Origin of the sequence: Marinobacter sp. LV10MA510-1 (genome assembly GCF_002563885.1) — a bacterium.
In the GTDB taxonomy this organism is placed as follows: domain Bacteria; phylum Pseudomonadota; class Gammaproteobacteria; order Pseudomonadales; family Oleiphilaceae; genus Marinobacter.
In genome coordinates, this window is record NZ_PDJA01000001.1 from 1,455,739 (window position 1) to 1,476,242 (window position 20,504).

The 20,504-nt window shown below is 55.3% G+C and carries 19 protein-coding genes and 3 pseudogenes; 5 read left to right on the plus strand and 17 right to left on the minus strand.

Going from position 1 to position 20,504, the window contains the following annotated elements; genetic code table 11:
- Nucleotides 1-130: 130 nt before the first annotated feature.
- The gene (gene xseA / locus ATI45_RS06970; RefSeq protein WP_416376665.1) at nt 131-1,483 is read left to right on the plus strand and encodes an exodeoxyribonuclease VII large subunit; all 1,353 of its coding nucleotides are present in this window, start codon (nt 131-133) and stop codon (nt 1,481-1,483) included.
- A 346-nt stretch (nt 1,484-1,829) separates the two neighbouring features.
- On the opposite strand, the gene ATI45_RS06975 is transcribed toward xseA, so the two are convergent.
- The 8 genes and pseudogenes from ATI45_RS06975 to ATI45_RS23035 all read right to left on the minus strand — a co-directional run.
- A complete protein-coding gene (locus ATI45_RS06975) occupies nt 1,830-2,279 on the minus strand; it encodes a DUF1641 domain-containing protein (protein WP_098418853.1) in 450 nt (149 codons plus the stop codon).
- Nucleotides 2,280-2,293: 14 nt separating this feature from the next.
- A complete protein-coding gene (locus ATI45_RS06980) occupies nt 2,294-3,484 on the minus strand; it encodes an NAD(P)/FAD-dependent oxidoreductase (RefSeq protein WP_098418854.1) in 1,191 nt (396 codons plus the stop codon).
- Between the two features lie 47 nt (nt 3,485-3,531).
- Entirely contained in the window at nt 3,532-3,996 is a 465-nt protein-coding gene (locus ATI45_RS06985; RefSeq protein ID WP_098418855.1) for an iron-sulfur cluster assembly scaffold protein, read from the minus strand.
- A gap of 67 nt (nt 3,997-4,063) precedes the next feature.
- Nucleotides 4,064-4,665 (minus strand): annotated as a pseudogene (locus tag ATI45_RS22630) (hypothetical protein).
- 43 nt (nt 4,666-4,708) lie between these two features.
- Complete coding sequence (locus tag ATI45_RS06995; RefSeq protein ID WP_098418856.1) at nt 4,709-5,950, minus strand: type II toxin-antitoxin system HipA family toxin; 1,242 nt, start codon at nt 5,948-5,950, stop codon at nt 4,709-4,711.
- Nucleotides 5,937-6,203 (minus strand): helix-turn-helix domain-containing protein, encoded by a 267-nt coding sequence (locus ATI45_RS07000; protein ID WP_098418857.1) that lies wholly within the window; start codon nt 6,201-6,203, stop codon nt 5,937-5,939. Before ATI45_RS07000 ends, ATI45_RS06995 begins: the two co-directional genes overlap by 14 nt.
- Nucleotides 6,204-6,516: 313 nt before the next feature.
- Nucleotides 6,517-6,666 (minus strand): annotated as a pseudogene (locus ATI45_RS22210) (IS66 family transposase); the annotation flags it as partial.
- Nucleotides 6,658-7,110 (minus strand): annotated as a pseudogene (locus ATI45_RS23035) (transposase); the annotation flags it as partial. The pseudogenes ATI45_RS23035 and ATI45_RS22210, both read right to left, overlap by 9 nt.
- Nucleotides 7,111-7,358: 248 nt before the next feature.
- Here ATI45_RS23035 and ATI45_RS07010 point away from each other — a divergent pair.
- The gene (locus ATI45_RS07010; RefSeq protein ID WP_098418858.1) at nt 7,359-9,236 is read left to right on the plus strand and encodes a propionyl-CoA synthetase; all 1,878 of its coding nucleotides are present in this window, start codon (nt 7,359-7,361) and stop codon (nt 9,234-9,236) included.
- A 140-nt stretch (nt 9,237-9,376) separates the two neighbouring features.
- Nucleotides 9,377-9,586 carry a cold-shock protein gene (locus tag ATI45_RS07015; protein ID WP_007352080.1) on the plus strand — a complete coding sequence of 70 codons (210 nt, stop codon included), beginning with the start codon at nt 9,377-9,379 and terminating at the stop codon, nt 9,584-9,586.
- Between the two features lie 90 nt (nt 9,587-9,676).
- Here ATI45_RS07015 and leuA read toward each other — a convergent pair whose 3' ends face one another.
- Entirely contained in the window at nt 9,677-11,371 is a 1,695-nt protein-coding gene (gene leuA, locus ATI45_RS07020; RefSeq protein ID WP_098418859.1) for a 2-isopropylmalate synthase, read from the minus strand.
- Between the two features lie 145 nt (nt 11,372-11,516).
- On the opposite strand from leuA, the gene ATI45_RS07025 reads away from it, so the two are divergent.
- Together ATI45_RS07025 and ATI45_RS07030 are read left to right on the plus strand one after the other, a co-directional pair.
- Nucleotides 11,517-12,014: an Lrp/AsnC family transcriptional regulator gene (locus ATI45_RS07025; protein WP_098421678.1), complete on the plus strand. Its 498-nt coding sequence runs from the start codon at nt 11,517-11,519 to the stop codon at nt 12,012-12,014.
- A gap of 145 nt (nt 12,015-12,159) precedes the next feature.
- Nucleotides 12,160-13,896 carry a proline--tRNA ligase gene (locus ATI45_RS07030; RefSeq protein WP_098418860.1) on the plus strand — a complete coding sequence of 579 codons (1,737 nt, stop codon included), beginning with the start codon at nt 12,160-12,162 and terminating at the stop codon, nt 13,894-13,896.
- 87 nt (nt 13,897-13,983) lie between these two features.
- On the opposite strand, the gene murB is transcribed toward ATI45_RS07030, so the two are convergent.
- The 8 genes from murB to ATI45_RS07070 form a co-directional block, all read right to left on the minus strand.
- A complete protein-coding gene (murB, locus tag ATI45_RS07035; protein WP_098418861.1) occupies nt 13,984-15,024 on the minus strand; it encodes a UDP-N-acetylmuramate dehydrogenase in 1,041 nt (346 codons plus the stop codon).
- Entirely contained in the window at nt 15,021-15,500 is a 480-nt protein-coding gene (locus ATI45_RS07040; protein WP_098418862.1) for a low molecular weight protein-tyrosine-phosphatase, read from the minus strand. The genes murB and ATI45_RS07040 overlap by 4 nt, the downstream gene beginning before the upstream one ends.
- Nucleotides 15,500-16,297, minus strand: coding sequence for a 3-deoxy-manno-octulosonate cytidylyltransferase (gene kdsB / locus ATI45_RS07045; RefSeq protein ID WP_098418863.1), 798 nt, complete (start codon nt 16,295-16,297; stop codon nt 15,500-15,502). Before kdsB ends, ATI45_RS07040 begins: the two co-directional genes overlap by 1 nt.
- A gap of 14 nt (nt 16,298-16,311) precedes the next feature.
- Nucleotides 16,312-16,500 (minus strand): Trm112 family protein, encoded by a 189-nt coding sequence (locus ATI45_RS07050; protein WP_098418864.1) that lies wholly within the window; start codon nt 16,498-16,500, stop codon nt 16,312-16,314.
- Nucleotides 16,493-17,578 (minus strand): tetraacyldisaccharide 4'-kinase, encoded by a 1,086-nt coding sequence (gene lpxK / locus ATI45_RS07055; RefSeq protein ID WP_098418865.1) that lies wholly within the window; start codon nt 17,576-17,578, stop codon nt 16,493-16,495. The genes ATI45_RS07050 and lpxK overlap by 8 nt, the downstream gene beginning before the upstream one ends.
- Nucleotides 17,579-17,594: 16 nt before the next feature.
- Nucleotides 17,595-19,334 (minus strand): lipid A export permease/ATP-binding protein MsbA, encoded by a 1,740-nt coding sequence (gene msbA, locus ATI45_RS07060; RefSeq protein ID WP_098418866.1) that lies wholly within the window; start codon nt 19,332-19,334, stop codon nt 17,595-17,597.
- An 83-nt stretch (nt 19,335-19,417) separates the two neighbouring features.
- A complete protein-coding gene (locus tag ATI45_RS07065; protein ID WP_098418867.1) occupies nt 19,418-19,843 on the minus strand; it encodes an ExbD/TolR family protein in 426 nt (141 codons plus the stop codon).
- A gap of 5 nt (nt 19,844-19,848) precedes the next feature.
- On the minus strand, nt 19,849-20,475 hold the full coding sequence (locus ATI45_RS07070; protein ID WP_098418868.1) for a MotA/TolQ/ExbB proton channel family protein: 627 nt from the start codon (nt 20,473-20,475) through the stop codon (nt 19,849-19,851).
- Nucleotides 20,476-20,504: the final 29 nt, after the last annotated feature.

Here is a 20,504-nt window from a genome sequence, read left to right on the forward strand (position 1 = left end):
GGGCTATTATAAAGATCTGTTGCAGCCCAGTAAACCGCGCACTTTCTCGCCAAAGGTTGCATGCATCTGAATTTTAAGCGGTTTACATTCAATTTTTTTCGGCTATTGCGTATAAAACCATGGGGGTTTTTTGGTGAATGATGCCTTTCAGGACAACCGGCCGCGGGCGCTGACCGTTAGCGAGCTGAATCATCAGGCCCGCCACCTGCTGGAAACCAGCTTTATGCAGGTTTGGGTTGAAGGCGAATTGTCGGGCTTTTCACGCCCTTCTTCCGGGCACTGGTACTTTTCTCTGAAGGATCGAAACTGCCAGATTCGCTGTGCCATGTTCCGCGGCGCCAATCAGCGGGTTCGCCCGGCGCCAAAAGAAGGCGAACTGGTGCGAATTCGCGGCAAGGTGACCTTGTACGAAAATCGCGGCGACTTCCAGATTATTGTCGAGCACCTGGAGCCGGCCGGAGCCGGCGCGCTGCAGCAGGCTTTTGAAGCGTTAAAGTTAAAGCTTTTCAACGAAGGCCTGTTTAGCACCGAGCGTAAAAAACCCATACCCGCCCTGCCCCGTCACATTGGCGTGGTTACCTCCCCAACCGGTGCTGCGATTCACGACATACTCACGGTGCTGGCTCGGCGCTGCCCGGGCATTCCAGTCACGCTTTACCCCACCGCGGTGCAGGGCCAGGCCGCAACCGCAGACATAGTTGCCGCCATTGGCCGGGCTGTTGCCCACAACCGCGCTGACGTGCTGATTATCGGTCGCGGCGGCGGCTCTCTAGAAGATTTGTGGTGCTTTAACGAAGAGGCCGTAGCCCGCGCCATTGCTGCCTGCCCTATTGCCACCGTCAGCGCTGTGGGGCACGAGGTAGACACCACCATTGCCGATTACGTAGCGGATTTTCGGGCGCCGACACCGTCAGCCGCGGCGGAAAAAATATCGCCAGACCAGAGCATCTGGTTACGCCAATTACAGGCCATCAGCGAGCGCCTGCAGGCTGCAATGGGGCGCCAACATACAGCGCTTGAAAACAGGCTGCTGCAGCTTTCAGCGCGGCTGAAAGATCCGCGTCGCAGCCTGCAGGAAAAAGCGCAGCGCCTGGATGGGCTGGATGTGCGCCTGAGCCGCGCCATGGCGCAGATGACCCAGCGTTTGCATGTGCGTACCGACCATTTGCAGCAGCGCCTGGCCATGCAATCACCTAACAGGCAACTGGCCAGCGCCAGCGAACGTGTGTTGCGGGCAACAACAGGCTTGAATCTGGCCATTCAGCAAGCGCTTAAAAGCCGCCGTGAGCAACTGGATTACACAGCGCAAACCCTGAATCTGGTCAGCCCGCTGGCCACTCTGGGGCGGGGCTACGCCATTGTAAAAGACGACCAGGGCAAGATTGTGCGGCATGCCGGGCAGCTTGAAGCCGGCCAGGCCATCAGTGCCCGGGTGGCCAGCGGCACTGTTCACGCCCAGGTGACGAGTTACGATGAATCTTAATGCAGTGCGACGCATTTTGATGGAGCCTAGGGGCTGTTGACAATCCACATCGGTAGCCATAGAAACGCGCAAGCCAGAGACACGATGCTGTCATAAGGTGGCCCACTTCGGGTGCTTCCGGGTTACCCGCCGTCGTGCCATTGCCTGATGAGCCGGAATCATCAAATATGCTGCCAGCGGCCAAACGCTGGCAGCAATCATGGACACAAAAAAACAAACGCTTCATATGAACCCATCCCATTGAGTGTCATCGTGGGAAAGAGTCTACGTTCTTATTATTTCAGGAATATTAGAGCGTTAGGCGCTGCATAGAAATACGCCCAAGCTCGCTGACAAGCAGAAACATTCAATCCTCCGGCATCGGCCCGTTAGCTGCCTTGGCCTGCCTTCCGAGCTCAGCAGCCAGGTTTATAGCCATACTCAAGCCTCGGCGGGCGTCTTCGTCTTTGCTTAACCGCCGCAGGCTTTGCCAGATTGTCGGCGGGGTTTCGTCATGAGCAGCCTGGGCTGCTGCATATCTCAGAGCGTTGCTGATAGCCCAGGCACCGCCAATGGCCTCTTCGTAGAGTGCCATCAACTTTTGCACCATATTATCATCGGCCATTTCGATAACGTCGGAGGTCGCTGCGAGCAAATCAATTATGTTGTGCAGCCGTCGCCCCTGTATTATCGGCGCTGCTTTCGTGATCAGATCCGATAGGCCGTCCAGTGTTGCCTGATCTTGCAATTCCGGCGACTTTTTCAGTAATTGCTCAAGCGACTGAGGTGCTGCAACTGTTGTGGATTCGTCGTTCATTTTTGCTCTCCTCGTCAAACCAGCCCACGGGCGACAGACCAATAAATGCCTCGGTTAAATCCCTTACGCATTAACCCGCCGATTTTGGTCGGTGGCGTCGGTATGACATCTACATCGTAGTCGTACCAAAGCGGCATGCCGACTTCCATACCCATTTGGGCGATGGCCTGTACCCTTCCATCGTATTCAGCCGGGGTTTCACCAAACCGCATCAGGCCAGCAATGTTGTTGCAGATTACCGGCGACTGGTTATGGCAGCTTCCACCTGCCTTACTGATAGGCAGATCGACCGTGTCGCCCATTACGAACACGTTTTCATAGCCTTCAAGTTGCAGCGAATGGCGATCTGTCGGCAACCATCCTTCGTTGTTGGGAGCCTGAGAGGCACCCGAATTAATAACCGCATCTACGGCTCGAATGGGTGGGGTCTGCATCAGAATATCGAAATCTTCTTCGTCCCCTTCCTCGGAAATGGCCACCTTACGCTCGGGGTCAACACTCGCAAGGGTGAAACCGCGTTTGTGTTTAATATCTTTTGAATCGAAAATAGACGGCAGAACTGCGCCTGTATCTTTTTGCAAGAACAAACAGTTACGGACAAGTTGTGAGACGGTGGGATAAGTGTAAACGATCTCTATCTGATCTCTTACGCCTCGCTTGCGCAAAAATTCATCGAGCATCAGGGTGGTTTCCATCGGCGCAATGCCACACTGGTGTGGAACGTTAGGCGTTGTCGGAAAGGTAACGCCGATAAATATACGGCCTTTCTCGATGGTCGAAATTTTCTTGTACAGTTCTCGTGCAGGATCGTGCTGATAGAAATGATCGCCGGCTTCTTTAAGACCGCTTATGCGCTCTGGTGAGGGAATGCAGCCAGTCGACACAACAAGGTAGTCATAATCATAACTCTTACCTGAAGCCATTCTCAGGCGACTGTCCTTGAACTCAAAGCCTTCAACCTCGTCGAGAACGAAGTCGATTTCCGGGCGCAGTAATGAGGCTTGTGGGCGACGCAGTTCGTTTTTGTAGAATGCACCGAATGCGACGTACATAAAGGCGGGTTTGTAGTAGTGCCATGGACTGTTTGATATCAGGGTAACGCGTGCCTTGCCCCTGATTATCTCCGGGTAAAGTTTTGCGACCAGGTTATTTGCGGTCATTGTGCCGCCAATACCCCCGCCAACCACGATGATGTTCTGAACCATGTTATATCTCCTTGAGGGATATAGATGCCTCTTAAATATTGTTTTTATTAGGACTCGCCGTGTCTCTCCTTTGAAAAAATCTCCTGTAGTGCCCTGAAGGGTAATAATGCAGAGTCATGCCGGGACGGCATGAATGCCGCGTGTTGAAAAATCGCTAACTCAGTCCAGATCAAAGTGTTTTGAGGTGGGACATCGTTTTTTAAAATCTGCTCCAGCTGACTTTGAACGGACTGAAGCTCCTCCGCTGTCATTCCTGGAGCACGTTCATAAACGATCGCTGTTGTTGCCTGCCCCAGTGAGCAGGCCCTGACTTGGTAGCCAAGCTCTTTGATCCGGTTTTCTTCAATTATCGCGTCGAGTGTCAGCCGGCTGCCGCAGAGCTGTCGGCTGTGTACGGTAGTCGTTCGTACATTCAGTCCCGACAATCTGCGATCACGCCGCACTTGTGTAATATAGCGTTTTAGGCTTAGCACAAACTCTTCAGCACTAAGCGCGCTTCCCTCATCACTCAACGTATCACCTCACCCATTTGTTAGCGACCTTATTAATACACTAGCAAATAGAATAAAAAATATACAGCTACCCCCGAAGCTTGCTCAGCAGTTCTTCAGCAATATCCACCCTCACATTCCCCAATCTGACCAGATCTTTCGCCACGGCTTCGATCTCTGCACCGAGCGCTCCTGCCATCACCGCTATATTCTTAGCGTGCAGTGCCATGTGGCCTTTCTGGATACCGGTGGTCGCCAGGGCTTTCAAGGCGGAAAAATTCTTTGCCAGCCCAACGGCCGCAATGGTGCGTGCCAATTGCTCCGCACTTTTAACGGCCATGATATCCAGGGCAATGCGTGCGGTAGGATGGGTTTGGTTGCCCCTCCTATTAACCCCACCGGCATAGGTAGTTCGATCATGCCGGTCAGGTTGCCATCACGGTCTGCCTCCCAGTGGCTCAACGAACGATAGCGGCCGGTTTGTGCTGCGTAAGCGTGAGCCCCAGCTTCAACCGCACGGGTGTCGTTGCCTGTGGCGAGCACTACCGCACTGACGCCGTTCATAATGCCTTTGTTGTGAGTGGCAGCACGGTACGGGTCGATGTCGGCGAACTCGTAGGCAGCCAGGATACCGTCACGTACTGATTCGCCCCCGATCGAAACGAGAGTTATGGGCGACAAGGATTGCATCGCCAGCCACTACAATGCCCTCAGATCTCCGGAGTGCCACCCTTCACTTCACACGCTTGGGTTTGCGAACCTCACCTTTCCAGATGGCATGTTTGCTTTCCGGCGTCATCAAGCGGCTAATCCCATGCTCAATTTCCCCCATTAGCGTGCGCCCCTCGAACTCGACCGGTTGTGCCAACTCACTGAATTCCTCTATTCCCCACTGAACGGCATCAATGCATTGGTCAATAGTTTCCTCTGCCATCTTTTGTGTCAGGTTGCAGTGTTCCCTACCGAACCGGACCATCGTCGTTCGGCTTGGAAAGTCTTTTGTTCTACCCAGCTTCAATGCCAGGGTATCCCCTTCCATATATAAGGTAGTGTTTACGATATCGAATGTTGGGGAAAACCAGCCTTTTCCTGCTGAAGGGTCGTCATAGAGCATGGCAAAGTTTTTCAGGTGAGCGTCACCGTTACCCACCAGGACGGAAACACACAGTGATCGGAACAGTTCGCCAAGGTCGCGATTTGGATTGTCAGAATAAATGCCAATAGCATGGGCAACCTGCTCATAGCTGCGCTTGTATTTATCGTCTGCGACCAAGCCCATGAGCACACAGATGTCTTCCATCCCGAGCCTGTGCCGGTCTTGGGTCAGGTCAAACCGGCGCATGATGAACAGCCGCTTATCGTCTGACAGGTGAAATTCAGGCACAGTCAGCCCGGCTTGTTTCACAATCGACATGCAGATGAACTCATTGATCGCCAAATGTGGGTATTCGGGGCCACTGGTTTTAACGATCAGTTCAGGAAGCTGCAAGACGGATTTAGGCTCGCTGTTATCGGGAACCAGCACCTTTGGCTGTATACCCGCAATAGTGGTCTGCCCGAGGTACTTGTCCACTAGCCGCTCAAATAGCGCAGGGTCGTCCGTCTTTACCAAATCAGTGAGGGCCACGGCATCAACCACATCGCGTGTCACTGAATCTGAGTGGAATCCCAACCTGCCTATTGAGTTCCCTCCTTGCAGGGCCAGAAAGAACATTTCATCAACCGTGGCATGCTTTCGGAACCGCTCAATGATCCGTTGGCGTAAGTACCCTTCAGGAAGATTCATCTCAAAAACTGGGGGTATTGTTGAGGATACAACTTCTTCTAATTGCACCGGCATTGTCAGAGACACTGCGTGTTTCTCCAAGGAGTCTGCACCGTATCTAAACCGGAATTGCGAGTTCTTACTCAGTCTGCCGGTATCAACGCCCCCACTACTGACATTCAGTGTTTTTATTTTTTCAGTCATCATCATCCTCGCTTGGGAATAGCGTACTCAGATCGTTCAGTGTTGGCCGGCTGATTACCTTGAATGACGTTTCAAGCCCCAGTGTTGCCAAGACACGATTCAAGTCAGTGATGCGGCCGGTATACCTACCAGTTTCCATCTCACTGATCCGCTTACGAAGCACTCCGGTTGTATCTGCTAGGGCCTGCTGGGTGTTGTAGCCCAGCGCTTTTCGGCGCGCCCTTAATTGATCACCAAGTTGTTCAGCATTGGAACTCATGGGACCACCTTTTCTGTCTCGTAATGAATCTTTTCTGATCAATATTGTACCAATATATTTACAATACGATAGTATATTCCATAATGTAACTATATGGGTACATTTAAGGCGAGCGATAAAGGGACCTATCCTGTTGGCTCTTATTGGATTTTAGCGTCTATCAGTCTGGCCAGGCAATGGGTCACGGGGTAGTACAATCTGGGTGACTTGAAGCCTATTTATTGTCACCGGCAACATAATCTGTGGTGATGCCGTTATCTCGACACACCTTGCCGTAACCAGAATAACCATCGGCTTGCAGTTAGTCACCGCTGTTCTGCACTTCGCGCATCAGGTTGATCAGCGGTTTGAACACGTCATCCAGAAGGATAATCCAGTGTGCCATGCTGGTGCGGCTGATCTCGTGCCCCAGGCGTTTGAGCATGTGCTCCAGACGATACAGAGGCAGGCCATCATAGTGCTTGGGTCTGGCAAACGCATTCTCGACCAGGTGTCTGAGCTTATACAAATGCCGGTCGAGCCCCTTGTTTCCCTTTATCGAGTTTTTCCTTCTGGGGATAATAACGCTCATTTCGAGGGCTTCTGCCTCAGCGCGTATCGTCTGACTATCGTATCCTTTTCATACATAGCGGCCATCAATGAAGACCCACTTCAGGTCCGAGTCGGTTGTCAGCCCACTAAAGAGTTTTTTCCAGATGCCTTTTTTCGACCAGTGATTGAACGCATTGTAGATGGAATTCCACTTGCCGAAATGCTCTGGCAGATCTCTTCATGGTATGCCAGTACGCATTCTGAACAGAATACCTTCGACTGTCCTGCGCAGGCCTGCCCTGTCATAGAGGCTGAATTGAAGCAATATTTCTCTCAGCTTGGACCAAAGCTCCTCTGTGAGCATGTACCTGGGCATTGCGGGCTCGTATGATTGTTGTTTCGGAACTTCATTATACGAGCTTGCTATTACCTTTCAAAGACTTACGAGCAATTGTCAACAGCCCCTAGCAACGCTTAAAAACACCTCATTTTGTCGTGTGATTGCTTTATTCGGGCCCACGCCCGCAAATCTACGCCCATGGTCTACTGGTTGCGTGACGGAAACGGCCTAAAGTGGTTAACAAATACATTAAGAATAAACACTGACACAGTGAGGTGGAGTTAATGGACTACAACGCAGAATTTACACGCTCGATCAGCAGGCCGGACGATTTCTGGCGTGAAAAGGCCGCCGACATCGAATGGATTACATTTCCGCACACCATCTGGCAGGCCAAAGACAACGGCCACGGCGACTGGTTTACTGATGGCGAGTTGAACACCAGCGACATTGCTCTGGACGCCAACCTTCGCGCTGGCCGTGGTGAACAAACCGCACTGATTTACGACTCACCGGTGACCAATACCCAGAAAAGCTACACCTACAATCAGCTGACCGATGAAGTCGCGCGTTTTGCCGGCGCCCTGAAAGCCCGCGGCATTGAAAAAGGCGATCGCGTGGTTATTTACATGCCGATGATCCCTCAGGCGGTGATTGCGATGCTGGGCTGCGCCCGTATTGGCGCGGTTCATTCGGTGGTGTTTGGCGGCTTTGCGGCCCACGAACTGGCCGTTCGCATTGACGATGCAACGCCCAAGGCCCTGATTACCGCGTCCTGCGGCATCGAAGTCAGCAAAGTGATTGCCTACAAGCCGCTGGTGGATAAGGCTCTGGAGCAGGCGAAACACAAACCTGAGCTGTGTGTTGTGTATCAGCGCCCGGAAGCACTGGCCAGCCTGCAAAGCCCCAGAGATGTGGACTGGAACGACCTGACCCGCAACGCCGAACCGGCTGCCCCGGTAGCCGTTAAATCGACTGATCCTCTGTACATTCTTTACACCTCCGGCACCACCGGCAAACCCAAAGGTGTGGTGCGGGATAACGGCGGCCACGCGGTGGCACTAAAATACAGCATGAAGCTGGTTTACGACGCCAGCCCCGGTGATGTGTTCTGGACCGCCTCGGATGTGGGCTGGGTAGTTGGCCACAGCTATATTGTTTACGCGCCGCTGTTTGCCGGCTGCACCACCGTACTGTACGAAGGCAAACCGGTTCGCACCCCCGACGCCGGTGGTTTCTGGCGCGTGGTTCAGGATCACAAGGTGAATATTCTGTTTACCGCCCCAACCGCATTCCGCGCGGTGCGCAAAGAAGATCCGGAAGCGGATTTTTTAAAGAAATACGACATCAGCTCGCTGAAACGCATCTACCTGGCCGGCGAGCGTCTGGACCCGGCCACCTATGACTGGCTGCGTGAGCATACCCACTTGCCCGTGCTCGACCACTGGTGGCAAACCGAGACTGGTTGGGCCATCTGCTGTAACCCCGCCGGTATTGAAATGATGACCACTAAGCCGGGTTCCGCCACTATGCCATCCCCCGGCTACGATGTTCAGATAGTCGATATACGCGGCAATCAGATGCCGGCGGGTGAACAGGGCCAGATCGCGATAAAACTGCCACTGCCGCCGGGCTGTCTGCAAACCGTCTGGGGCGATGACACGCGCTTCCGCGAAAGTTATCTTGACGCTATTCCCGGCTTTTACAGCACCGGTGATGGCGGCTTTGAAGATGAAGATGGTTATATCTTCGTTATGGGCCGCACCGACGACGTGATTAACGTAGCCGGCCACCGGTTATCTACCGGTGAAATGGAAGAAGTAGTGTCGTCTCACCCGGCGGTCGCTGAATGCTGCGTGGTAGGTGCTCATGACGAAATGAAAGGCCAGATTCCGATCGGGCTGGTGCTGATTAAAGACGGCGCCACCATTGACCATGACGAACTGGAAGATGAACTGGTAGAAATGATGCGTGACAAAATCGGCGCCATCGCCTGCTTTAAACGGGCCATGGTGGTTGACCGCTTACCAAAAACGCGTTCTGGCAAGATTCTGCGCCGGGTGATACGCCAGATTGCAGACGGCGAAGCCTACAACGTGCCAAGCACCATTGATGATCCGTCCATTCTGGAAGAAATCAGCGACCAGTTCCGGCCTCGGTGAATATTTCAAAACAGCGCCCGAAAGGGCGTTGACGGCGCCTTTGTCGGGTCTATACTGGGATGGCAGTACCAAAACCCCTACCGGGGAAAATCAGAAAAAGCTCCGTTTATAGGAGCTCATGTGAAATACAGGAAAGATCGATGTCTGAGACCACAACTGGCCACGTGAAGTGGTTCAACGAAGCAAAAGGCTTTGGCTTTATCGCCCAGGAAGACGGCAGTGACGTATTCGTTCACTTCAGCGCCATCAACGCAGACGGTTTTCGCACTCTGGCTGAAGGCCAGAAAGTGCAGTTTACTGTAACCGACGGCCCCAAAGGCCCGCAGGCAGAGAACGTAACGCCTGTTTGATAAGGGCTGTCGCTGTTAAAGCGTGACCAGTCAGAAAACGGGCCGATGATTCACCGGCCCGTTTTTTTATGGCTGATTTAAATCCTGAACTCAGGCGCTTAACGCCTCACTGCCTGTTCTGGACGTTTTATTTACCGGATTTACAGCTTGGGCCACCGCATTTAATAACGCCTGCAAGGTCGCCGACGTGGTGTCTTCCGCCAAGGCTGCTGCGCTGCATGTCTGGCCGTTAGCCTGCAAACGAATACACGCCATGGCATTGGCCGACGTACCCGCGCCCAGAGCGAACTCGTCATAAGCCTCTACCGCCAGGATAATGGAGAAACGCTGGGACAGCGCCGCCGCCACCGCTTCCACCGCACCGGAACCATAGCCTTGAAGCGTTACCGGGCTGTTTTCGTTACCTATGACCAAATCTGCGCGTACGCCCTCTTCGTTACGATGAAGATCGTAAGTGCGTAATGCCCAGTCGGCCGGCACCGCAAGGTAGCGAGCTTCAAACAGGCGATGAATGCTCATAGAATCGATTTCGCCGCCGTTGTTTTCCGCTTCACGCTGCACCACTTTGCTGAATTCAATTTGCAGCCAACGTGGCAAGCTGATGTTGTAATCCCGCTCTAGCACATAAGCCACGCCGCCCTTGCCAGATTGACTGTTGATACGCACCACCTCGTCATAGCGACGGCCCAGGTCGAACGGATCAATCGGCAAATAGGCCACATTCCAGGCATCACCTTCTTTGCGCTGGGCCAGACATTTGCGGATGGCGTCCTGATGACTGCCAGAAAATGCGGTGAATACAAGTTCACCGGCGTAGGGGTGGCGCGGATGGGTCGAAATTTCGGTGCAGGCTTCAACCACCTCGGTAATGTCAGCCATGCCGGACAAATCCAGGGTTGGGTCAATCCCCTGTGAATACAGGTTCATGGCCATGGTCACCAGGTCCATATTACCGGTGCGTTCGCCGTTCCCCATCAGGGTGCCTTCCACCCGATCGGCGCCGGCCATTACCGCCAGCTCAGCCGCGGCTACGCCACAGCCCCGGTCATTGTGAGTGTGCACGCTGATGCTCAGATGTTCGCGGCGCTGAATGGTGTCGCAAATCCACTCAATCTGATCGGCAAATACGTTAGGCGTGGCCATCTCTACCGTGGCAGGCAGGTTAATAATGACCGGTTGGCCTTGGTCCGGGCGCCACACGTCGGTCACTGCATCGATGACTTCAGCAGCAAAATCCAGCTCGGTGCCGGTAAAGCTCTCCGGTGAATATTGAAAGGTCCATTCGGTGTTGGGGTAACCGGCAGCCAGCTCCTTCACCAAACGCGCTCCCTCTACGGCAATATCACGGATGCCGTCACGGTCTAACCCGAAAACCTGCTGGCGCTGCACGGTGGAAGTGGAATTATAAACGTGCACAATGGCTTTTTTTGCGCCTTCCAGCGCTTCGTAAGTGCGCTTGATCAGCGCCGGCCGGGCCTGGGTCAGCACCTGAATTTTTACATCGTCAGGAATGCGCCCTTGTTCGATTAGTTTGCGGCAGAAATCAAAGTCCGGCTGGCTGGCTGCGGGAAAACCAATCTCGATTTCCTTGAAGCCCAGCTTTACCAGCAAATCAAACATCCGCTGTTTCTGGCTGACCGACATAGGTTTGACCAGAGCCTGGTTGCCATCCCGTAAATCAACCGCGCACCAGGTGGGCGCCCGCTCAATCACACGATCGGGCCAGCGCCGGTTGGTTTTGGCGATGGGCTTGAAGGCTGCGTATTTTTGATGATCAAAAGCCATACAACGATTTCCTTTTGCGGGTGCGGACTGCCAGTTACAGAACACAAGAGTACACAAAAAGGCGGCGCAGGTGATTGCTAATAAAGACTACAAATCGGATTATAAAGCCATTAAATATTGCTTAAACCGAAATAAGAGGCAGAATATGCTTAATAAATCCGAAACCCTGATTGTACTGGACAAAACCGACCGGAAAATTCTGGACCATCTGCAAAAAGACGGCTCGCTCACTAACCAACAGCTGGCCGACAAAGTCGGGCTATCGCCGTCGCCATGCCTGCGCCGGGTGCGTGCGCTGGAGCAATGTGGCGTGATTGTGCGCACGGCCACCATTCTCAATCACAAGAAGCTGGGACTGGCGCTCACCGCCATCATTCTGATTGGTATGGACCGGCACACCCCAGAGCGTTTTGCGGCGTTTGAGGGGGCCATCAGCGCCTATCCGGAGGTGCTGGAATGCTACCTGATTACCGGCCACGATGCGGACTACATGCTCAAAGTGGTAGTGCCGGACATGGACCATTACCATCACTTTCTGCTGAACCAGATCACCCGCATTGCCGGGGTGAGCGGCGTGCATTCAAGCTTTGTGCTGCGACGGGTTCTGGACAACACGGCCCTGCCCTTAGGCTATTTGTCCTGACCTTGCGGGCTGCGCGCCCCTACAACCCGCCAAGCCCAACTTTACCGGGCCGGTGTCTGTACCTGCCTGTTGCAGCTCCGTACAATAGAGCCCATTATTTTTGAGGCTGCGGCCTCTCCATGAATCACTCCTGACGGAACCTAAAATGCGAGCAAGCCGTTATCTGATTGCCACCCAGAAAGAAACACCTGCCGACGCCGAGATCATCAGCCACCAGCTGATGCTGCGTGCCGGTCTGATCCGCAAACTGGCCGCCGGCCTATACACATGGCTGCCCATGGGCCTGCGCACCCTACGCAAAGTTGAGCGTATTGTGCGTGAGGAAATGGACCGCAGCGGCGCGCAAGAATTGCTGATGCCGGCGGTGCAGCCGGCAGAACTGTGGCGGGAATCCGGCCGTTGGGACGAATACGGCGGCGAACTGCTGCGCATGAACGATCGCCACGGCCGCGAGTTTTGCTTTGGCCCTACCCACGAAGAAGTGATTACCGACCTGATCCGCAACGAGCTGAAAAGCTATAAGCAGCTGCCGGCCAACTTCTTTCAAATTCAAACAAAATTCCGTGACGAGCGCCGCCCCCGTTTTGGCGTGATGCGCGCACGGGAGTTCATCATGAAAGACGCCTATTCATTTCACATCAGCGCCGAATCCCTGGACGAAACTTACCAGCTGATGCACCGCACCTACTGCGCCATATTTGATCGCCTGGGCCTGGATTACCGCCCCGTGCAGGCTGATTCTGGCGCCATTGGCGGCAGTGGCTCCCAGGAATTTCACGTGCTGGCTTCCTCTGGTGAAGACGCCATAGTGTTCAGCACCGACAGCGACTACGCGGCGAATATAGAAAAAGCCGAAGCGGTCGCACCCGCCGGCGAGCGCCCCGCGCCCTCCCAGGTGATGACCGAAGTGGCGACGCCGGGCCAACGCACCATTGCCGACATTGTCGGGTTTCTGAAAAGTGACGCCACGCATACCGTGAAAACTCTGCTGGTGAAAGCCGAAGCTGAAGCCGGTGCCGAAGAAGGCAGTGACCCGGGATTGGTGGCGCTGATTCTGCGCGGCGACCACACCCTGAATGAGATCAAGGCGGAAAATCTGGCCGGCGTGGCCGACCCGTTGACCATGGCCACGGACGAGGAAATCTTGCGCGCCACCGGTTGCGAACCTGGCTCGATCGGGCCGGTGAATCTGTCGGTGTCGGTGATTGTCGACCGCAGCGCAGCGCACCTGGCAGACTTTGTCTGCGGCGCCAACAAGAATGACGTGCATCTGACCGGCGTAAACTGGCAGCGCGACCTGCCCCTGGGCCGGGTGGAAGACCTGCGCAACGTGGTGGAGGGTGATGCCAGCCCCTGTGGACAGGGTACCCTGGAAATTCGCCGCGGTATTGAAGTGGGCCATATTTTCAAACTGGGCAACAAATACAGCAAAGCGCTGAACGCCACGGTGCTGGATGAAAATGGCAAAACCGCCACTATGGACATGGGCTGCTACGGCATTGGCGTGTCGCGGATTGTGGCGGCGTCCATCGAGCAAAATCACGATGACCGCGGCATTATATGGCCCGACGCGATTGCGCCTTTCCGGGTTGCCGTGGTGCTTCTGAACGGCCATAAGTCGCCAACCGTGGCCGAAGCCGGTGAAAAGCTCTACCAACAGCTGCAAGAAGCCGGTTACGACGTGCTGCTAGACGACCGCAACGAGCGGCCGGGAGTAAAGTTTGCGGATATGGAGCTGACGGGTATTCCCCATCGCTTTGTGGTATCCGACCGCGGATTGGAAGCCGGCACTCTGGAATACAAGGGCCGCCGCGATGCCGACAAACAGGATGTTGCCCTGGCGGATGCGATTCCTTTTCTGAAGAGTGTTTCGCCGCTGTAACATTTTAAACAGCAACAGAAGCGCTTCATGAAAAACCCTGGTCGCCGAAACGCACCAGGGTTTTTTATTCGTGACCGATCGGTTTGGCTAATGAATGGCCGGCTGTGTAAGAGGCTCCTGTTCCAGCTCAACGCCAAAGCGCGCCTGAACCGACTCACGTATTTCCTGGGCCAGCGCCAGCAACTGTTCACCGCTGCCGTCGCCGTGGTTGATTAACACCAGGGCCTGGCGATTGTGCACACCTACCCACTTGTTGCGGTAGCCTTTCCAACCGCACTGTTCAATCAGCCAGCCCGCCGCCAGTTTCACGCCCTGATCGTGTGGCAGTGGGTAGGCAACCAGATCTGAAAAACGGCTTTGCAACTGCTCAAACACCTCTTGGCTGACCACCGGGTTTTTAAAAAAACTGCCGGCGTTTGGCAGGCGCTGCGGGTCTGGCAGTTTGCGGCGGCGAACGGCCATCACCGCTTCGGCCACGTCTTCAGCGTTTAATTTTGCCACGGGCGTGTCGCCAAAGTACGCCGCAAGCTCGCCGTAACCTAACTGGAAAGGCCGGCTGCGGGACAGGCGCAGATGCACGTCCAGAATAAGATACCGTTCGGGCTGCTGTTTAAACAAGCTGTCACGGTAGGCGAAATTGCACGCTTCTGCGCTTAGGGTGATTTGCTTGCCAGTGCTACGATCCAGAACAGTGGCACACACCAACGTGTCTGCCAACTCTACACCGTAAGCGCCGATATTCTGTACCGGTGCAGCACCACAGGTGCCGGGAATCAGCGCCAGATTTTCGATACCACGATAACCGCTGCGGGCGGCGTACAAAACCGCATCATGCCAGTTTTCACCGGCACCCAGCACCAGCGTGGCCGCCTCAATACTGATATCACGCCAGTGCCGTCCGGCCAAGGCCATGTGCACAACCAGGCCATCAATGTCGGTGCGGAACACCAGGTTACTGCCACCCCCGACAATCAGCACCGGCAGATTTTTTTCATCAGCCCAGGCCAGGGTGGCGCCAACCTGTTCACGATGGGTTATGCGGGCGAAATAACGGGCACTGGCCGCAATGGCCAGGGTGTTATAGGGCGTTAAATCTACCCTTTCCCGTATTTCTGGCAGGGTTTTCACCCCAGCTTTCCGCGGATGTCATTCAGCAAACCTTCACCAGCTTGATGAATCAGTTCCAGCACGTGCTGAAAACCATCGTCTGCACCGAAGTACGGATCTGGCACTTCCTGGTCATCAAAATCGGCAAAGTCCAGAAACAGCTGTGGCACGGTGCCGCCGTTCTGGTGCCAGATTTCTTTCACGTCTGCCAGATTCTGGCGGTCCATCACCAACACATAGTCAAAACGGTCCAGGTCTTCAGCCTCGAACTGACGCGCCCTCAGGCCGCTGATATCGATACCGATTCGCCCGGCCGCGGTCACCGCGCGCTCATCCGGACCTTTGCCAATGTGCCAGTCACCGGTACCGCAGGAATCAATACGTACCTGCTGTTCAAGACCGGCAGACGCTACCTGTTTACGAAACACGCCTTCGGCGGTGGGTGAGCGGCAAATGTTACCCAGACACACAAATAAAACGCTGACAGAGGCTGCCATTAGTTTGTCTCCTGCTTGTTCAAAAAAGCCCTTACTCGTTGCAGATCTGCTTCGGTATCTACCCCGGCTGGCGGACTGACGGCGGCCAGATCCACATGAATGCGAGCGCCGTGATAAAGCGCGCGCAATTGTTCCAGCGCTTCCACCTGTTCGGCAGGCGCCGGTGACCAGCGCACAAAATCCGCCAATACGCCGGCGCGATAGCCATAAATGCCGATATGGCGAAAATAACCGACATTGTCTGGCAAATCACGATTTGCGGCGACATCTGCAGCGCCGGCCCAGCCATCGCGATACCAGGGTATGGGCGCGCGGCTGAAATAATGTGCCATCCCCTGCTGGTCGAAAACCACTTTCACCACGTTGGGGTTAAACACCGATTCGGTATCATGCAGGCGCTCGCACAGAGTGGCAATGGCCGCTTCGGGGTGCAAGTCCAGATTGTCGGCGACCTGATTAATCAACACGCTGGGAATCAGTGGCTCGTCCCCTTGTACGTTAATCACCCGGTGGTCTTCGTCGAGATTCAAGGCCTGCGCCACTTCAGCAAGACGGTCGGTGCCGCTGACATGGGCAATCGAGGTCATGACAACTTCAGCACCAAAGCGCACACAGGCTTGCTGTACCCGTGGGTCGTCGGTGGCAATCACCACGCGCCCGGCGCGGCTTTCCTGCGCCCGCTGCCACACGTGCTGAATCATTGGCTGGCCGCCAATGTCTGCCAAGGGTTTGCCCGGCAAGCGGCTTGAGCCGAAGCGCGCGGGAATCACAACGGTAAAGGGCGTGGTAAAGGACATGAATAGCGCCTCGCTCAGCTTTTGTGCAGGCGTTCGTCGGTGCTCAGGGTGCGGGCTTCGGTAGCCAGCATCACCGGAATACCTTCGCGCAAGGGAAACGCCATGGCGTCCAGGTAGCACAGCAGTTCGGTTTTTTCCTCGTTGAGCTTGAGCTCGCCTTTACACACCGGGCAGGCCAGCAGCGCCAGCAGTTTTTTATCCATGATGGTGGTCTCGTTCTGTTGCAACGGAAGCAGCCGCCAGCGGGCTGCTTTTAATCGGGTGTTGCTGGCGCCAACGGGCCAGCTGGCTTAGCAGCCGGCGGCCAAATTCGGCGGGCAGCTGGGCTTCAATCATCAGAGCGTAAGCGTTATCCGGTGCAAAATCCTGGCATTTCACCGCGTCTTTGGCGGTCATCACCAGCCATTCCCCGGCGTCGGTTTTCAGGTCGCTCGGCTTGAAGCGGTGGTGGTCGGCAAAAGCCCGCGGCCTTACCTGTGCGCCCAAGGCACTGAGGGTAGCAAAAAAACGCGCCGGATTTCCGATACCCGCCACCGCCAGCAGGTTTTGCCCCACCAGCTTTGCCAGCGGTACCTGCGCTCCGCTAGCCAGGTGCAGAAGGTACATAGGGTTCAGATTCATGGTGTAAATGGCACTGTGTTGCACGCCGGAAAATTGGCTATGGCGGCGAGCGCCTGCTCCGGTAGAGCCGTTAAGGATAATATAATCCACCGAGTTCAGCCGTTCTGCTGGCTCGCGCATTGGCCCCACCGGAATGCTGGCGCCGTTGCCCAAGCCGCGGCTGGCGTCGAATACGGCCAGTTCTATGTCACGGGGCAGAGCGTAATGCTGCAGGCCATCGTCGCACACCAGAACATCGCCTAATCTTTGATCAATGGCGTAGTGCGCCGCACGCAGCCGTTGCGGATCTACCACCACCGGGCAGCCAGTGGCCCGTGCCAGCATGACCGGTTCGTCACCGGCGATGCGGGCGTTGCTATCGGCATTCACAAAAAGCGGGTATTGCCCGGACTTGCCACCGTAACCGCGGCTAAGAATCACCGGGTGCCAGCCGGCGTTGCGCAGTTGCGTCACCAGCCAGGCCGTCAGCGGCGATTTGCCGGTGCCACCGGCGGTGATATTGCCCACCACCACCACCGGAGCCGTTAGCGCCGGTGCCCGGTTTTTTAACGCTTTGCGCCGGCGCGATGCGGCAATGCGGCGGTACAGCCAAGCCAATGGCGCCAGAAATCCCAGCGGGCGATTCCGGCTATACCACAGCCGATCTACCAGGGAACTCATAACCGCTTACCGCTGATCATGCGTGCTCACTGAACTGCATCTGATGCAGTTGGGCATAGGCGCCGCCCTGGTCCAGCAACTCCTGGTGGCGGCCGGATTCCACTATTCGGCCATTATCCATCACCAATATGCGATCGGCGTTTTCAATGGTCGACAGGCGGTGCGCAATCACCAGGGTGGTGCGGCCTTTCATCACCGTTTCCATGGCATTTTGGATGTAGCGCTCAGATTCGGTATCCAGCGCCGATGTGGCTTCGTCCAGAATCAGAATAGGTGCGTCTTTCAGTAGCGCGCGGGCAATGGCCAGGCGCTGGCGCTGGCCGCCGGACAGCATAACGCCGTTGTCGCCAATCATGGTCTCCAGACCTTCGGGCATGCGGTCGATGAATTCCAGAGCGTGGGCTTTGCCGGCGGCCTCACGGATGGCCTCGGGGCTGCAATCGCGCAATGCACCGTAGGCAATATTCGCGGCAATCGTATCGTTAAACAGCACCACGCTCTGGGTAACCAACGCTATCTGGGCTCGCAAAGCCTGCAGCGTAAAGTCTTCCAGCAAATGGCCATCAATGCGGATTTCGCCGTGGGTGTAATCGTAAAACCGCGGCAGCAGGCTCACTAGCGTGGATTTGCCACTGCCACTGCGGCCAACCAAAGCAACGCTCTGCCCCGCAGGCACCGTCAGCGAAATATCGTTTAATACCTTATCGAGCTGGTCGCGATAGCTGAAGCCCACGTCACGAAATTCGATGTCGCCTGTAACCCGTTGCGGAGCAAAGTCGCCGAAATCCGGCTCCGGGCGTTCGTCCAGGGTTTCAAACACATCGTAGGCTGCCGCCAGGCCCTTCTGGATTTTTGAGTGCACGGAGGTTACCTGGCGAATGGGCTTGGCCATAGTTGTTGCCGCAGTAATAAACGCGACGAGTTGACCTGTGCTCATTTCGCCGCGAATAGTGGGCGACAACATGGTCCATACCAGCGCAGCGATCGCAATGGCCACCAGAACCTGAATCACCGGCACGCTGATGGCCTGGGTAGATGACATTTTCAGGCTTTGCTTCAGGTTGCCTTCACTGACCTTCTGAAAACGCTTGCGTTCGAAGTCTTCTCCGCCAAAGGTGCGCACCACCCGATAACCGCTGATGGACTCCGACGCAACGTGGGTAATGTCGCCCATGGAGGCCTGAATACGCTTGCTGATTTTACGAAAGCGCTTGCTGGCGTAACTGACCACCAATCCGATCAACGGCCCGACTGCCAGAAATACCAGCGTAAGTTTCCAGTTGGTGTACAGCATGTAGCCCAGCAGCCCGACGATGGTCAGGCCTTCGCGAAAGGTAATGGTGATAGCGTCGGTAGCGGCTTCAGCCACTTGCTCTACGTTGAATGTCAGCTTCGACACCAGGCGGCCGGCCGCGTTGTCGTCAAAGTAGCGCGACGGCAAGGTTAGCAGGCGGTCAAATACATCGGTGCGCAGGGCATTGATGACGTTACGACCCACGTAGGCGATGAAATATTGGCTCATGAAGGTGCCCAGGCCACGAAACGCAAACACCCCGACAATCAGCAGGGTTAAAATCAGCCGATTCTGCTCGGTCGGATTTTCAATGGCCTTGATGACGTATTCCATGGCCGCCGCCATGCCGGTCGACGCCGCGGCATAGATAACGTTGCCGATTATCGCCAGGGTAAACGCTACCCAGAAGGGTTTCACATAGCGTAAAAGGCGCTTATAGGTGTGCCAACTGCCCTCTGACATCTTACCCGGGTTTTCTGGCTCTGCGTCTGGATTTGGGCCTAGAGAGCTCTTTGGGATTGTCGGGCCTGGGGAACTTGCTGCACTCACTGGGATTGGGCCTCACGTTCGGTGGTAATGCTGAGTTTGGCGTAACCCAGGCGACCGGCCGCATCCATCGCTCGCACCACAAACTCGTGGGGAGTTCGGGCATCGGCGGTAATAATGAACGGCAAGGATGTGTCTGCGTCGACCAGTTCCCGAATGCCCCGCTCCAGGGTTTCGCGGCGATTGTTGACCAGCGGTTTGTCGTTCAGCAGGTACTGGCCATCGGCGCTGATCACCACATCAATCTGTTCGGCTTCTGTTGGCGCTGCCGGATTACCGCTGGCTTGCGGCAATTCCACCTGAAGATGACTTTCCCGGGTGAAGGTTGTCGATACCATGAAAAAAATCAACAGCAAAAACACCACGTCGATCAGCGGTGTCAGGTCCATGCCTATTTGCTGGCTGCGCTGGCGCTTGAACTTCACGGGGCTCAGGCTCCTTCCACGCCAATTTCGCGGTCGCCGTGTACTACTTCCACCAACTTGATGGCCTCTTGCTCCATGTTTACCACCAGGGCATCTACCCGGCGGATAAAATAGCGATGGGCAATCAACGCGGGTATTGCCACACTCAGGCCAGAGGCGGTTGTTATCAGAGCCTCGGAAATACCGCCGGCCAGATTGCCGGCATTGCCCACACCGGCCAACTGAATTTCCGCAAACACTTTGATCATGCCGATAACCGTGCCCAGTAGGCCCAACAATGGCGTAATGGTTGCAACGGTGCCCAGTGGGTTCAGAAACCGCTCGAGCTGGTGAACCACCTGACTGGCTTCGTGCTCGATGCTTTCTTTCATCACCTCGCGGCCGTGTTTAGCGTTCAGCAAACCGCTGGCAAGCACTCGCCCCATGGGTGACGACGCCTGCAGGGTTTTAAGACGCTTGCCGTTCAGCTCTTTTTTCTTGATCCAGCGCCACAGCTCGTTCAGCACTTGTGGCGGCGCAATCCGGCTGTCACGCAGACTCCAGAAACGTTCAAGGATGATGGCCAATGCCAACACAGAACAAAACAGTATGGGCACCATCAAAATGCCACCGGCTTTTAAAAGCTCGAACACGCTCGGTCTCCTGGTCAATTACAAGCCGC

Coding starts and splice junctions, on each gene's coding strand:
- ATI45_RS06975 (WP_098418853.1), bottom strand. CDS start 2,279: ATGAACGACGAATCCACAACAGTTGCAGCACCTCAGTCGCTTGAGCAA.
- ATI45_RS06980 (WP_098418854.1), bottom strand. CDS start 3,484: ATGGTTCAGAACATCATCGTGGTTGGCGGGGGTATTGGCGGCACAATG.
- ATI45_RS06995 (WP_098418856.1), bottom strand. CDS start 5,950: ATGATGATGACTGAAAAAATAAAAACACTGAATGTCAGTAGTGGGGGC.
- ATI45_RS07000 (WP_098418857.1), bottom strand. CDS start 6,203: ATGAGTTCCAATGCTGAACAACTTGGTGATCAATTAAGGGCGCGCCGA.
- ATI45_RS07010 (WP_098418858.1), top strand. CDS start 7,359: ATGGACTACAACGCAGAATTTACACGCTCGATCAGCAGGCCGGACGAT.
- ATI45_RS07015 (WP_007352080.1), top strand. CDS start 9,377: ATGTCTGAGACCACAACTGGCCACGTGAAGTGGTTCAACGAAGCAAAA.
- leuA (WP_098418859.1), bottom strand. CDS start 11,371: ATGGCTTTTGATCATCAAAAATACGCAGCCTTCAAGCCCATCGCCAAA.
- ATI45_RS07025 (WP_098421678.1), top strand. CDS start 11,517: ATGCTTAATAAATCCGAAACCCTGATTGTACTGGACAAAACCGACCGG.
- ATI45_RS07030 (WP_098418860.1), top strand. CDS start 12,160: ATGCGAGCAAGCCGTTATCTGATTGCCACCCAGAAAGAAACACCTGCC.
- ATI45_RS07040 (WP_098418862.1), bottom strand. CDS start 15,500: ATGGCAGCCTCTGTCAGCGTTTTATTTGTGTGTCTGGGTAACATTTGC.
- kdsB (WP_098418863.1), bottom strand. CDS start 16,297: ATGTCCTTTACCACGCCCTTTACCGTTGTGATTCCCGCGCGCTTCGGC.
- ATI45_RS07050 (WP_098418864.1), bottom strand. CDS start 16,500: ATGGATAAAAAACTGCTGGCGCTGCTGGCCTGCCCGGTGTGTAAAGGC.
- lpxK (WP_098418865.1), bottom strand. CDS start 17,578: ATGAGTTCCCTGGTAGATCGGCTGTGGTATAGCCGGAATCGCCCGCTG.
- msbA (WP_098418866.1), bottom strand. CDS start 19,334: ATGTCAGAGGGCAGTTGGCACACCTATAAGCGCCTTTTACGCTATGTG.